A 13,329-nucleotide genomic window follows, 5' to 3' on the forward strand; every position below is an offset into this window, starting at 1 on the left:
AGCGCGGCTACACCCACACATCAACAGCAACATGAATGGCAGGAGACAGGCATGACTGACGCAGTAATCGTATCGACGGCCCGCACGGGTCTCGCCAAATCGTGGCGGGGCGCATTCAACATGACGCACGGCGCGACGCTGGGCGGCCACGTGACGAAGGCCGCCGTCGAGCGCGCGAAGCTCGACCCTGCGCGCATCGAAGACGTCATCATGGGCTGCGCGAATCCCGAAGGCGCGACGGGCGGCAACATCGCGCGCCAGATCGGCCTGCGCGCGGGGCTGCCCGTCAGCGTGCCCGGCATGACGGTGAACCGTTTCTGCTCGTCGGGCCTGCAAACCATCGCACTTGCCGCGCAGCGGGTGATGGCGGGCGAGGGCGACGTCTACGTGGCGGGTGGCGTGGAGTCAATCTCGTGTGTGCAGAACGAGATGAACCGCCACATGATGGCCGAAGGCTGGTTGCTCGAACACAAGCCCGAAATCTACTGGACGATGCTGCAGACGGCGGAGAACGTCGCGAAACGCTATTCGATTTCGAAGGAGCGCCAGGACGAATACGGCGTGCAATCGCAGCTGCGCGCGGCCGCGGCGCGCGAGGCGGGGTTGTTCGATGCGGAGATCGTGCCCCTGACCGTGCTCACCGGCGTCGCGGACAAGGCGAGCGGCCGTCTCTTCACGCAGGAGGTGACGATTGCCGCCGACGAAGGCATTCGTGCGGACACCACGCTCGAAGGCGTGACGAAGATCCGCACGGCGCTGCCGGGCGGCGTCGTCACGGCGGGCAACGCGAGCCAGTTCTCGGATGGCGCCTCGGCCTGCGTGGTGATGAACGCCAAGGTGGCGGAGCGGGAGGGGCTCGAGCCACTCGGTATTTTCCGCGGCTTCGCGGTGGCGGGCTGCGAGCCGGACGAAATGGGCATCGGCCCGGTCTTCGCCGTGCCGAAACTGCTCAAGCAGGCGGGGTTCAAGGTCGAGGACATCGACTTGTGGGAACTCAACGAAGCGTTCGCCGTGCAGGTGCTCTATTGCCGCGACAAGCTCGGGATTCCGAACGAACGGCTCAACGTCAACGGCGGCGCGATTGCGGTGGGCCACCCGTACGGCGTGTCGGGCTCGCGGCTCACGGGGCATGCGCTGATAGAAGGCAAACGCCGCGGCGCGAAGTTCGTGGTGGTCACGATGTGCATCGGCGGCGGGCAGGGCGCGGCGGGATTGTTCGAGGTGGTGTGAGGCGAGTAGGAGGGCGGGAGCGGCGGGGCAGTAAGAAGTGACGTTGGCGTTTATCGAGGGCTGCGCCACGAAGTTGCCCCCCGAAGTTGCGCCATGAAGCTGCGGGCGCGGCCGGATAAACGGCGGCGCGCCCGCGAACCTTGCTGCCTGTCGGACCATAGGACCATAGGACCATAGGACCATCAGCCCATCAGGCTTGCGGATCGGCGTTCTGATCCGCGGATGCATCCGCGGCGGGCTGGGCGGCTGCATCGTCTGCCTGCTCGTCGTCTTTTTTCTCCAGACGCTTTTCGAGTGCGCTGGCGCCTTCGAAGCCGGCGACTGCGGCGAGCCCCTTGGTGAGAAGCGATGCGTCCGGATCGACCTTCTCCGTTGCCTCCACTGCTGCGATCGCACCCGCGATCTCACCTACCGTATTCAGAATTCCCATGGCAATCACCGTCAAAGTGGAACATCAATCGTACGAATCGACTCGCTGGCCACTCGGGTAGCAGGCGGATAGCGAGTCTCTGCGGCGGCCGTTACCGTCGCGCCGCCGGAGGGAACATTAGCACCGCGACGCGCTGGAAAGTGCGAAGAATTGTTAAACGGAAACCCGGCATGAAGCCGACGCATGGCGTGCGCGAGGAGTCGCGACTGAAGCGGCCAACCGGATGACGGAGAAGGCACGATGCCTCCGCGCGGCGCGGTTCGCGGCCATCCAGGCCGCTCAGGCGAGCAGGTATCATGGCGGCTTGCCACCCGCACGGCGTGGCACCGCGCGCCACGGCGGGCGAGCCCGCGCCGTTTCAGACCAACCCGACTACAGGTGAACAAGTTGATCCGTCATATCGTGATGTGGAAGCTCAAGGAAACCGCCGAAGGCGCCACGCGTGAACAGAACGCGCAGACCCTCAAGGCGAAGCTCGAAGCGTGCCGCGGCATCGTGCCGGGCATCGAGCATCTGGAAGTGGGGCTTGCGGCGCCCGGTCTCGAATCGACCTACGACGTGGTGCTGGTCTCCGATTTCGCCGACAAGGCCGCGCTCGACGCCTATCAGATCCATCCCGTGCACGAGGAAGTGAAGAAGTTCATCTCCGGGGTGCGCGAAGCGCGCCAGTGCGTGGACTACGAAGTGTGAGCCTCGCGATGAGCGACGCACAGCCTCCGGCGGGAGCAAGCCCACAAACGCCGCCCATGGTCGAAAGCCCATTCGTCGATCATCTCGGCGTGCAGGTCGTCCGTGCCGCCGACGGCGCGAGCGAAGTCGTGCTGCCGCTTGCGCCGATGCATCTGAACACGTGGGACGTCGCGCATGGCGGCGTCACCATGACGCTCGCCGACGTCGCGCTCGCCATGGCGGCGCGCAGCCTCGCGCCGGACGGCGTGGGTGTAGTCACCGTCGAAATGAAAGTGAACTTCATGCAGCCGGGCCGCGGCGAATTGCGTGCGTCGGCGCGCGTGCTGCATCGCTCCACCACCATGGCCTACTGCGAAGGCGAGATTCGCGACACGGCAGGCCACTTCGTCGCCAAGGCGCTCGGCACCTTCAAGTACATGCGCCGCCTCGCCGTGGGCCGCGAGATCACGCAGCAGCGGCTGCGCACCGATCCGACAGCGCGTCCCGGGCCGAGCGACGGCTGAGCATTTCATTCGCCGCGCGCGCCGCGCATGAATCGTGGTGCGCCGTTTTTCTGTCTCGCTTCTGTCCCACCACCTGTCCCGCTGGCTCAACCCACTCGAAGAAGAGGTGCCTGTCATGTCACCGACCAATCGTCAGATCCTGCTGGTCTCGCGGCCGCCCATGCCGGGGCCCGCCACGCCGGACAATTTCCGGCTCGTCGAAACGCCGTTGCTGCCGCTCGAAGCGGGTCAGGTGCGCGTGCGTAATCACTACCTGTCGCTCGATCCGTACATGCGCGGCCGCATGAACGATGCGAAGTCGTATGCGCCGCCTCAACCGCTCAACGAAGTGATGCTGGGCGGCACGGTGGGCGAAGTGGTGGAGTCCACGCATCGCGACTTCGCTGTGGGCGACAAGGTGGTCGGCATGTTCGGCTGGCAGGAGTACGGCACCTCCAACGGCGAGGGGCTGCACAAGGTGGACGACACCCACGTGCCGCTGTCGGCTTATCTAGGCGCCGTCGGCATGCCGGGCGTGACCGGCTGGTATGGCCTCAACCGCATCATCGGACCGAAGCCGGGCCAGACCGTGGTGGTGAGCGCGGCGAGCGGCGCGGTGGGCAGCGTGGTCGGGCAGCTGGCGAAGCTCGCCGGATGCCGCGCGGTGGGCATCGCGGGCGGCGCGGAAAAATGCCGCTACGTGGTGGAGACGCTCGGCTTCGATGCCTGCGTCGACTACAAGGCCGGCAATCTCTACGCCGACCTCAAGGCCGCGACGCCGCAGGGCGTGGACGGCTACTTCGAGAACGTGGGCGGCGCGGTGCTCGACGCCACGCTTGCGCGCATGAATCCGTCCGGACGCATCGCGCTGTGCGGCATGATCGCCCGCTACGACGGCGCGCCCACGCCGCTCGCCCATCCCGAACTGATGCTCACGCAGCGGCTGCTCGTACAGGGTTTCATCGTGACCGAACATCTCGATTGCTGGCCGGAGGCGCTGCGCGAACTCGGCGCGCTCGTCGCGCAGAAGAAGCTGCATTACCGCGAGAGCATTGCCCAAGGGCTCGAACGCGCGCCCGAGGCGTTCATCGGTCTGCTCAAAGGCCAGAACTTCGGCAAGCAGCTAGTAAAGCTCATCTGAACTGTGCGGAGCCTATCTTCGATATGACCGTTCCTTTCGAGTTCGACGGCAAGGTCGCCGTCATCACCGGCGCCGCGAGCGGATTCGGCCGGGCTTTCGCGCAGAAGGCAGCCGCGCTCGGCATGAAGCTCGTGCTCGCCGATGTCGACGGCGACGCGCTCGCCGCGTGTGTGACCGCGCTGCGCGACGACGGCGCCGAAGCCGTGGGCGTGGCGACCGACGTGTCGCAATCCGCGCAGGTCGAGGCGCTCGCGCAAACGGCGCTCGATACCTTCGGCAAGGTGCATCTGCTTTTCAACAATGCGGGCGTCGGTACGGGCGGCTTCCTGTGGGAGAACACCGAAAACGACTGGACGTGGGTGCTCGGTGTCAACGTGATGGGCGTGGCGCACGGCGTGCGCGTGTTCGCGCCCATCATGCTGCGGCAGAAGGAGCCGGCACACATCGTGAACACGGCGTCGGTAGCCGGGCTGCTGGCGCCGCCCGCCATGGGCGTCTACAACGTGTCGAAGCATGCGGTGGTGGCGTTGACCGAAACGCTCTATCACGATCTGAACATCGTGGGCGGCGAGGTGGGCTGCTCGCTGCTGTGCCCGGCGTTCGTGCCCACCGGCATCGCCGAATCGCATCGCGCGCGGCCCGAGGCGCTGCGCAACACAGAGGCGCCCACGCGCTCCCAGGCCGTTGCGCAAGTGCAGCTTCAGCGCGCGGTGAAATCGGGCAAGCTCTCGGCCGCCGACGTGGCCGAGCTCACCTTCGACGCCGTCCGCGAACGGCGCTTCTACATCCTCACGCATCCCGCGATTCTGCCCTCCGTGCATCTGCGCCACGAGGACATCGAATTGATGCGCAACCCTACCGATCCGATGTCGTTGAAGCCTGAGACGGGGTACTCGGCGTGACGCCACTGAACCCCAAGATCGCGCTGGTTCTCGATATGGTGGCGCGCGCAAAGCGGCCGCCGTATCACGAACTGACGCCGGCCGAGGCACGCGCCTCTTACGAGCGCAGCGCGCCCATTCTCGAGATTGCGAGCGCCCCGATGTTCTCCGTGGAGGACATCGAGGTGCCCGTGCGCGACGGCGCCGCCATTCGCGCGCGGCTCTACTTTCCCGTCGAGCCGCAATGGGCGGAGCCGCTGCCCGCGCTCGTCTACTACCACGGCGGCGGGTTCACGGTGGGCAGCGTGGATACGCACGATGCGCTGTGCCGCATGTTCGCGCACGACGCGCATTGCGCGGTGCTCTCCGTGGACTACCGGCTTGCGCCCGAGCATCGCTTCCCCACTGCGGTGAACGACGCATTCGATGCGCTCGCGTGGCTTCATGCGAACGCAGCCGTCTACGGCATCGACGCGGCGCGCATCGCGGTGGGCGGCGACAGCGCCGGCGGCACGCTCGCCACGGTCTGCGCCGTGCTCGCGCGCGACGCGGGCATCCCGCTCGCGCTGCAACTGCTGATCTATCCGGGCGCCTCGGCGCACCAGCAGACGGAGTCGCACGCGCGGCTCTCCGAAGGCTATCTGCTCTCGGGCGACACCATTCAATGGTTCTTTGCCCAGTACGTGCGCGAGCCCGACGATCGCAACGACTGGCGCTTCGCGCCGCTCGACGGCGAGCGTGATGCGCCGTCGTTCGATCGTCTCGCGCCGGCGTGGATCGCGATTGCCGGGTACGACCCACTCAGCGACGAAGGCAACGCTTACGCCGCCAAGCTCCGGGCTGCGGGTAACGTCGTCACGTTGGCCTGCTATCCGGACATGATCCACGAGTTCTTCAAGATGGGCGGCTTCGTGCCCGAGGTCGCACACGCGCATGCCGATGCGGCAGCGGCGCTGCGCGCGGCGTTTGGGGCGGTTTGAGGTGGTCTGAGACGGTTTTGGGGCGGTTTGAGTGGCGCGAGCGGGCGGCGCGGTATTTCACCGCGTGGCCTGCCTCTTGCCGTGACCGCGCTCTGTGTGCGCTGCGACTACCACGCGCCACAACGCGTCGCAACGCGCGCTACGTCCCGCTACAACGCGCGCGTCACGTCGAACGCGTACTCGCGTTCATAGTGGCCGGGCCGGGCGATGCGGTGAGAACCGTTGTCGTCGCTGCGCTCGGTCGCTTCCACGCTGATCGCTTCACCGTGTACGGCCACGCGTAAGGCCGTCGTGCCGCGCGTGCCGTAGTCGGGCGTGTCGATGAACGCCGCCGAAAGCGCGCGCTCGCGTTCGAGCGTGATGCCGGTGGCCGGCAGTTCGTCGTCGCGCGCAAGCTGCGGGTCGCGCATCATCTCGACGAGGCTCGCGAGCGGCGCATGAGGGTCTGCCGCGAGGCGCGCGGCCAGCTCGCTGCGCTTTCGCACGAGCTTGGGCCACGGCGTGTCGAGCACGGCGTTCGAAATGCCGTGCGTGCCGGCTTCGAGCAAGGCGGGCGGGGCGCTCGACCGGTTGCAGTACCAGCCCAGTTCGCGCCGCGTCCAGTCGCCCACGATCAGGTTGAAGCCGTTGTAGATCTCGCCGTCGCGCGCCACGCGCCGCAAGTAGTCGAGCGGCGTTGTGCGGGGTTGCGTCAACCACGCCGAGACGAGTGTGCCGCGTGTCGGCGCGTCGGCGCGCATTTCACGCGGCGCGCGGTAGTTCGTGAGCGCGGCGAAGCGGCCGTCGCGCGTCATGCCGAGCCACGTGCCGCCGCCCACGAGATCGCGCCCGGCCAGCAGCGTGGGCGCCTCCGACCACCAGTGCATCGGCTCGGCGGTGCGCCGGAAGAATTCGTCGCGGTTGGCAGCGAGCGTGAAGAGCGCGCCCTCGGTGGCGTCGGGGCGCCAGTCGAACACGATCAGGCACATGGCGTCGCACCGGCCACGCCGTGAAGACTGCCGGCCGTCACCGCGTCAAGCCTCGACCGGCAGCGAATAGGGCAGCGGCTCGAACGCGAGCGCCGGGCCGTCTGCGGCGCCCAGGTGCACGGAGCCGGATTCGAGCGCGGCGAGCTTGATTTCCGCGAGCACGTCGTACACGCCGGCGGGCGCCGCCGCGGCGTTGACCACCATCCCGCACGGTTGGCCGGGATCGTCCGAATGGAACAATTCGGCGCCGGCATGAAGAGCGCCGGCTGCAGCCCCGGCAGCCGCGTCGGCCTCGGCGCCGATTCGCGCGAGCGCCGTGCGCCGCTTGATCGTGCCGCGATACTGGCTGCGCGCCACCACTTCCTGGCCGGGGTAGCAGCCTTTGCGGAAATTGACGCCGCCCAGCACGTCGTAATTGACCATCTGCGGCACGAACTGCTCGACGACGGGCTGCGTGATGCGCGCTTCACCCGCGCGGATGTCGAGCCAGTCCCACACGGCAGGCGACACCTGCGCGAGTTCGGAGAGCGTCCCAAGCCGCGCTTCGACCTCGGCCTTCGGCCCGACCCACAGATAACGCAGGCGCCCCGCGGCGTCCGGCACGCGGATGAGCGACCCCGCCGCGCCGTCCACCTTCACGTGCACGCCGTCGGACAGCGCGTCGAACACGCGCGAAAGCGCACCGCGCACGTCGCCGGCGAGGCCCACCACGGCGACCGCATCGCTTGCGTCCGCGAGCCTGGCCTTGGCGCGCAGGATGAACATCGAGAGGCGCTTTTGCACCGCCGGCTGCACGTCCTTCGACACCAGCAGCCGGATCGTCTCGCCCGTGCGCCAGGTGAGGAACGACGCGAGCAGCCGGCCCTTCGGCGAGCAGTAGCCCGCAAGGCGCGCGTTTGCGGCGTCGAGGTGCTGGATGTCGTTGGTGAGCTGGCTGTGCAGGAAGTTGGCGGCGTCGTCGCCCGTGGCGTCGATGGCGCCGAACTGCGTGAGACGCATCCAGGCGCCGCGTTCCAGCACGGCGTCGAAGTCGCCGGCAGCGGGGCGTTCAAGGGGAGCAGCGGCGGTGGTGACGGCCGCCGTGGCCGGAGCGGGAGCGAGCGGTGAGTTCATGGAAACGGGATTGAGTCAATCCTGACTTGAGCGAGGGCAAGCAAGTATTATATGGGGTCCATCTGAGCCCTGTTTCGCATGTCCCTGCTGAAGAAATGTCTCGCCGCCGGCACGGCGCTCGTCGTCCTGGCGGTTGCCGCTCTGGCGGGCGGTGTCTGGTATTGGGCGACGAGCCCCGTCAAGCTTGCCGCTTCCCAACTCGACGTCTCCATCGCTCCGCACAGCACCTTGCGCAGCGTGACCGCGCAGCTCGTGCGCGGCGGCGTACCGGTGCAGCCGGAGCTGTTCGTCGCCATGACGCGCGTGGTGGGCCTGCAGAGCCAGGTCAAGGCGGGCAATTACGAGTTCAAGGCGGGCGTCACGCCGTGGCAGGTGCTGCAAAAGCTCGCGCGCGGCGACGTGAACGAGTTCGCGGCGACCATCATCGAAGGGTGGACGTTCAGGCACATGCGCGCGGAGATCGACGCCAATACCGCGCTCACGCACCAGACGGCCGGCATGAGCGACGCCGAACTGCTGAAAGCCATCGGCGCCGCCGATACACCGCCCCTCGGCAACGCCGAAGGGCTGTTCTTTCCGGATACGTACCTGTTCGACAAGGGCACGAGCGATCTGGACGTGTACCGCCGCGCCTACCGCCTGATGCAGCAGCGCCTCGCCGAAGCGTGGGCCGGCCGCGCGCCGGGCTTGCCGTTCCGCACGCCGTACGAGGCGCTGACCATGGCATCGATCATCGAGAAGGAGACCGGCAAGCCCGCGGACCGGCCGCTCGTGGCCGCCGTCTTCGCGAACCGGCTGCGCGCGGGCATGCCGCTGCAGACCGACCCCACCGTGATCTACGGAATGGGCGCGAGCTATACGGGGCGAATCCATCGGCGCGACCTGCAGACGGACACTCCCTACAATACCTACACGCGGATGGGGCTGCCGCCGACGCCCATTTCGCTGCCGTCGGTCGCGTCGCTGCAGGCGGCCGTGAATCCGGCACCCAGCGCGGCGCTCTATTTCGTGTCGCGCGGCGACGGCACCAGCATCTTTTCTGACACGCTCGGCGATCACAACAAGGCCGTCGACAAGTACATCCGAGGGCAATAAATGGCGCGCGGCAAATTCATTACGCTCGAGGGCATAGACGGCGCGGGCAAGACCACCCATCTCGCGTGGCTGCGCGAGCGCCTCGAGCAGCAGGTCGGCCCCACCGGGCACGCCGTGGTGATGACACGCGAGCCGGGCGGTACGCCGCTTGGCGAAGCGCTGCGCAATATCCTGCTGCACGAATCCATGGACCTCGAAACGGAGGCGCTGCTGATGTTCGCCGCGCGCCGCGAGCACCTCGCCCAGGTGATCGAGCCGGCGCTCGCGCGCGGCGACTGGGTGCTCTCGGACCGCTTCACCGACGCCACCTTCGCCTACCAGGGCGGCGGCCGCGGACTGCCGCGCGACAAGCTCGAAGCGCTGGAGCGCTGGGTGCAGGGCGGCTTCCAGCCGGACCTCACGGTGCTTTTCGATGTGCCGCCGGAAACCGCCAGCGCCCGGCGCGGCGCGGCGCGCGAACCGGACCGTTTCGAAAGCGAGTCCGACGCCTTTTTCACGCGCACGCGGGCCGAGTATCTGCGTCGCGCCGAAGAGGCGCCGTATCGTTTTGCGATTGTCGACTCGACGCAGAGCATCGAAGAGATTCGCCGGCAGCTGGATGAGATCGTGACGGCGCTGTGAGACCGGCAATATCCTCATGCATCGCACGAACAATTTCTCGTAATCGATTGATTCAAAAATAGAAAAGATGATCTATCCGTGGCAGGCCGACGACTGGAATCGCCTTCAGCAACTCCGTGCGCACTGGCCGCATGCGCTGCTGCTGCATGGGCAGGCCGGCATCGGCAAGCTCGACTTTGCCCGGCATCTCGCCAAGGGGCTGCTCTGCGAGGCGCCTCAGGCCAACGGTGAGCCGTGCGGCGCCTGTGCCGCCTGCAACTGGTTTGAACAGGGCAATCACCCGGACTACCGGATCGTGGTGCCCGAAGCGCTCGCCGCTGAACTGGGCGCCATCGCCGCAGACGAAGGCAAGCCCGAAAAGGACGACGCCGACGACGGCAGCGGCAAGAAGACCCGCACGCTGAGCAAGGAAATCAAGATCGAGCAGGTCCGTGCGCTACTGGACTTCAGCGGCATCGGCTCGCACCGGGGCGGCATGCGCGTGGTCGTGCTCTATCCAGCCGAGGCACTCAACGTCGCGGCGGCCAACGCGCTGCTCAAGACGCTCGAGGAGCCGCCGGCGGGCGTCGTGTTCCTGGTGGTGTCGGCGCGTATCGACCGGTTGCTGCCCACCATCGTGAGCCGCTGCCGCCAGTGGCCGATGGGCACGCCCTCGGCGCAAGACGCCACCGCCTGGCTCAAGGCGCAAGGCGCCGATGACGCCGAAGCGCTGCTCGCCGAAGCAGGCGGTGCGCCGCTCGCCGCGCGCGCGCTTGCGCACGACGAAAACCGTACGCTGCGCGACTGGACGCTGGCCCAGCTCGCCGCCGGGGCACGCTGCGACGCGTTCGCCTGCGGCGAGACGCTGCAGAAACTGCCCGTGCCGCTCGTGATCGGCTGGCTCCAGCGCTGGCTCTACGATCTTCTGGCGCAGCGCACGGCGGGCCGGCCGCGTTACTTTCCGCAGGCGTCATCGGCGCTCGCGCGTTGCGCCGGCGAGATGAACACCGACGCGTTCGCGCGTTTCCAGAGAACCGTGACGCGCCAGCGCAGGGTGGAGAACCACCCGCTCAACGCGCGTCTGGTATTCGAGGAACTGTTTCTGGGTTATCGGGAGCTGTTCGGCTGACGGCGGGCGCGGTCAAGTCGACATTGCGGCGTCATTGCGCCACCGTCGCTTTGCCCCGTTGCCGTTGCAGGCGCCTTGCCTTCCCGAAATCCTCTGTAAGCCTAGCCGGATACTTGCCATGACCCTTTCGTATCGCGATGCCACGCTCGACGATCTGCCCGCCATTGTCGCCATCTACAACTCCACGGTCGCTTCCCGCCAGGTCACGGCGGATCTGGAGCCGGTCAGCGTAGACAGCCGGGTGCCGTGGTTCCATGCGCACGGGCCCGCCACGCGACCGCTGTGGGTCGTGGAGGAGGCCGGCCGCGTGGTCGCGTGGCTCAGCTTCTCGGACTTCTATGGCCGCCCGGCTTACCGGTATACGTCGGAGGTCAGCATCTATCTGGACGAGGCCGTGCGCGGCAAAGGCCTCGGCCGGCAATTGCTCGCCGCAGCCCTTCAGGCAGCGCCCGGGCTCGGCATTCACTCTGTGCTGGGCTTCATCTTCGGCCACAATGAGCCGAGCCTGCGGCTCTTTCGCGGCTACGGCTTCGAGACCTGGGGCACGCTGCCGCGCGTCGCGGTGCTCGACGGCGTGGAGCGCGATCTCGTGATTCTCGGCAAGCGGGTCGATGCCGAGGGGTGATAGCCGGTCGATCCCGTCGCGCTGATGCCGCGTAACGGTCGCTGAGGCTGGCGCCTCGCGCGTTGCCGGTTACCGGACGCAAACCTGGACACAAGCTATCCGCACGTCCGCCGCACGTCCGGCACACTTGCCGGTCAAACCCGCAACCGTCATTCATAACCCACCACAACCGACCCGCGCAGGATTTCCCCATGTTTGTCGACTCGCATTGCCACATCAACTTCGAAGGACTCGGCGACCGCCTGCCGCAGGTGCTCGAAAACATGCGCGCGCATGACGTGAGCCACGCGTTGTGTGTTTCCGTCGATCTGGAAACGCTGCCCTCGGTGCTCGACATCGCGGGCACCTACGAGAACGTCTACGCGTCCGTGGGCGTGCATCCCGATCACGAGGAGGCGAAGGAGCCGACCGTGGCCGAACTCGTCGAACTGGCGCAGCACCCGAAGGTAGTGGCGATCGGCGAGACCGGGCTCGATTACTACCGCCTCGGCGAGCGCACCATCGCGGACATGGAATGGCAGCGCGAGCGTTTTCGCACCCACATTCGCGCGGCGCACGCCACGGGCAAGCCGCTCATTGTCCATACGCGGGCGTCGTCGGACGACACGCTGCGCATCATGGAAGAGGAGCGCGCCAGCGGGCCCGGCGGCGTGATGCACTGCTTCACCGAGCCCTGGCCCGTGGCCGAACGCGCGCTGGCGCAGAACTTCTACATTTCGCTCTCGGGCATCGTCACGTTCAAGAGCGCCACCGACGTTCAGGACGTGGCGCGGCGCGTGCCGCTCGAACGCCTCCTGATCGAAACCGATTCGCCGTATCTCGCGCCGGTGCCGTACCGCGGCAAGCCCAATGAACCTGCGTACGTGAGTTATGTCGGAAGGTTCATTGCCCAGCAACGCGACGTCACCGACGCCGTGGTGGCCCAGGCCACCACGCGCAACTTCTTCCGCCTGTTCCGCATTCCTGCTCCACAGGATGTCTGAAGGCACGGCGGTACATGCGGCGAGTGTGCGGGCAATATTTCAGTATTATCAGTAAGATAGACAAATAATTTAAGGTAAAACATGAAATTCGATCTTCGGCCTTCGCGCGCTATTGCAGGCTTCCTGGCAGACGGTTCTTCGGTGAACCGTCGGGCTGCATCGTCCCGGCATGCCGGTGTTGCATCGGTATCGGCTTTGCTGCGGCGCGGCGTTGCGTCTCTGGCGCTCGCCGCCGGGTTCGCCGGCACGCTGGTGGCCACGCCCGCGCAGGCAGCGCCTGCGGACACGATGATCAAGGCCGTGAAGTTCGACGACGTGAAGGAAGTCAACAAGCAACTCGCGAACGGCATGGACCCGAACCTGACCGACGACCAGGGCATCCCGCTCCTCGTGCTGGCGGCGCGCGAGCAGTCCAACAAGGTGGCCGCGGCGCTCGTCGCGAATCCGAAGACGAATATCGAGGCGCAAGACAAGGCAGGCGAGAACGCGATGATGCTCGCGGCGCTGAACGGCGACCTCGACCTCGTGAAGCTCTTGATCGCGAAGGGCGCCGAGGTCAACAAGAAGGGCTGGGCGCCGCTGCATTACGCGGCGGCGAACGGCCACGACGACGTCGTGAAGTTGCTGCTCGATCAGTCGGCCTATGTCGACGCGGGCTCGCCCAACGGCACCACGCCGCTCATGATGGCCGCGCGTGGCAACCACATTTCGACAGTCAAGCTGCTGCTCGACAATGGCGCGGATCTCAACGTGAAGAATCAGCTGGGTCTCACGGCGCTCGACTTCGCGAAGCACTACAAGGCGCCGGACGTGGTGGAAGGCTTGACCGCCCGTATCGCCCAGATGCAGCAGCAGGCGCCCGCGGCTGCGTCGGCACCGCAAAACAGTGCAAAATAGCGGATTGATGCGCCGCGCGCGGAAATGAAGGGCCGCCCACGCGGCGCATCGTTGCATTGCTCGCTTTTCTTGCGCGATCGTTGCA

Annotated in this window: 15 protein-coding genes; 12 read left to right on the forward strand and 3 right to left on the reverse strand. The window is 67.0% G+C overall.

Translation table 11 applies throughout. The features are described from left to right. The first annotated feature begins 51 nt into the window (after positions 1-51). The gene (locus tag PXJ20_RS17005) at positions 52-1,230 is read left to right on the forward strand and encodes an acetyl-CoA C-acyltransferase (protein ID WP_421029290.1); all 1,179 of its coding nucleotides are present in this window, start codon (positions 52-54) and stop codon (positions 1,228-1,230) included. 190 nt (positions 1,231-1,420) lie between these two features. Here PXJ20_RS17005 and PXJ20_RS17010 read toward each other — a convergent pair whose 3' ends face one another. Continuing rightward, the gene (locus PXJ20_RS17010; RefSeq protein WP_421029289.1) at positions 1,421-1,660 is read right to left on the reverse strand and encodes a hypothetical protein; all 240 of its coding nucleotides are present in this window, start codon (positions 1,658-1,660) and stop codon (positions 1,421-1,423) included. Positions 1,661-2,047: 387 nt separating this feature from the next. Between PXJ20_RS17010 and PXJ20_RS17015 the strand changes: the two genes are divergently transcribed. The 5 genes from PXJ20_RS17015 to PXJ20_RS17035 all read left to right on the forward strand — a co-directional run bounded on the left by PXJ20_RS17015 (position 2,048) and on the right by PXJ20_RS17035 (position 5,834). Beyond that, positions 2,048-2,350: a Dabb family protein gene (locus tag PXJ20_RS17015; RefSeq protein WP_026121261.1), complete on the forward strand. Its 303-nt coding sequence runs from the start codon at positions 2,048-2,050 to the stop codon at positions 2,348-2,350. A gap of 8 nt (positions 2,351-2,358) precedes the next feature. Further along, positions 2,359-2,853 carry a PaaI family thioesterase gene (locus PXJ20_RS17020; RefSeq protein WP_421029288.1) on the forward strand — a complete coding sequence of 165 codons (495 nt, stop codon included), beginning with the start codon at positions 2,359-2,361 and terminating at the stop codon, positions 2,851-2,853. A gap of 115 nt (positions 2,854-2,968) precedes the next feature. Beyond that, positions 2,969-3,973, forward strand: coding sequence for an NADP-dependent oxidoreductase (locus tag PXJ20_RS17025; protein ID WP_421029287.1), 1,005 nt, complete (start codon positions 2,969-2,971; stop codon positions 3,971-3,973). Positions 3,974-3,996: 23 nt separating this feature from the next. Beyond that, entirely contained in the window at positions 3,997-4,875 is an 879-nt protein-coding gene (locus PXJ20_RS17030) for an SDR family oxidoreductase (RefSeq protein WP_413211859.1), read from the forward strand. A gap of 35 nt (positions 4,876-4,910) precedes the next feature. Then, positions 4,911-5,834 carry an alpha/beta hydrolase gene (locus tag PXJ20_RS17035; protein WP_051061962.1) on the forward strand — a complete coding sequence of 308 codons (924 nt, stop codon included), beginning with the start codon at positions 4,911-4,913 and terminating at the stop codon, positions 5,832-5,834. A gap of 149 nt (positions 5,835-5,983) precedes the next feature. On the opposite strand, the gene PXJ20_RS17040 is transcribed toward PXJ20_RS17035, so the two are convergent. After that, the gene (locus tag PXJ20_RS17040; protein ID WP_421029286.1) at positions 5,984-6,802 is read right to left on the reverse strand and encodes an NRDE family protein; all 819 of its coding nucleotides are present in this window, start codon (positions 6,800-6,802) and stop codon (positions 5,984-5,986) included. 45 nt (positions 6,803-6,847) lie between these two features. Beyond that, the gene (locus PXJ20_RS17045) at positions 6,848-7,915 is read right to left on the reverse strand and encodes a YgfZ/GcvT domain-containing protein (protein ID WP_413211857.1); all 1,068 of its coding nucleotides are present in this window, start codon (positions 7,913-7,915) and stop codon (positions 6,848-6,850) included. Positions 7,916-7,993: 78 nt separating this feature from the next. Here PXJ20_RS17045 and mltG point away from each other — a divergent pair, with 78 nt between their 5' ends. The 6 genes from mltG to PXJ20_RS17075 all read left to right on the forward strand — a co-directional run bounded on the left by mltG (position 7,994) and on the right by PXJ20_RS17075 (position 13,244). Further along, positions 7,994-9,010, forward strand: a complete 1,017-nt coding sequence (gene mltG, locus PXJ20_RS17050; RefSeq protein WP_421029285.1) for an endolytic transglycosylase MltG — start codon at positions 7,994-7,996, stop codon at positions 9,008-9,010. Next, positions 9,011-9,631, forward strand: a complete 621-nt coding sequence (tmk, locus tag PXJ20_RS17055) for a dTMP kinase (RefSeq protein WP_421029284.1) — start codon at positions 9,011-9,013, stop codon at positions 9,629-9,631. Positions 9,632-9,698: 67 nt separating this feature from the next. After that, positions 9,699-10,739 (forward strand): DNA polymerase III subunit delta', encoded by a 1,041-nt coding sequence (locus PXJ20_RS17060; protein WP_421029283.1) that lies wholly within the window; start codon positions 9,699-9,701, stop codon positions 10,737-10,739. A 118-nt stretch (positions 10,740-10,857) separates the two neighbouring features. Beyond that, positions 10,858-11,364 carry a GNAT family N-acetyltransferase gene (locus PXJ20_RS17065; protein WP_413211854.1) on the forward strand — a complete coding sequence of 169 codons (507 nt, stop codon included), beginning with the start codon at positions 10,858-10,860 and terminating at the stop codon, positions 11,362-11,364. A gap of 191 nt (positions 11,365-11,555) precedes the next feature. Beyond that, positions 11,556-12,347: a TatD family hydrolase gene (locus PXJ20_RS17070; protein ID WP_277598008.1), complete on the forward strand. Its 792-nt coding sequence runs from the start codon at positions 11,556-11,558 to the stop codon at positions 12,345-12,347. Between the two features lie 81 nt (positions 12,348-12,428). Continuing rightward, positions 12,429-13,244: an ankyrin repeat domain-containing protein gene (locus tag PXJ20_RS17075; RefSeq protein ID WP_421029282.1), complete on the forward strand. Its 816-nt coding sequence runs from the start codon at positions 12,429-12,431 to the stop codon at positions 13,242-13,244. Positions 13,245-13,329: the final 85 nt, after the last annotated feature.

Source organism: Paraburkholderia sp. A1RI_3L (assembly GCF_048957895.1).
Lineage (GTDB): Bacteria > Pseudomonadota > Gammaproteobacteria > Burkholderiales > Burkholderiaceae > Paraburkholderia > Paraburkholderia kururiensis.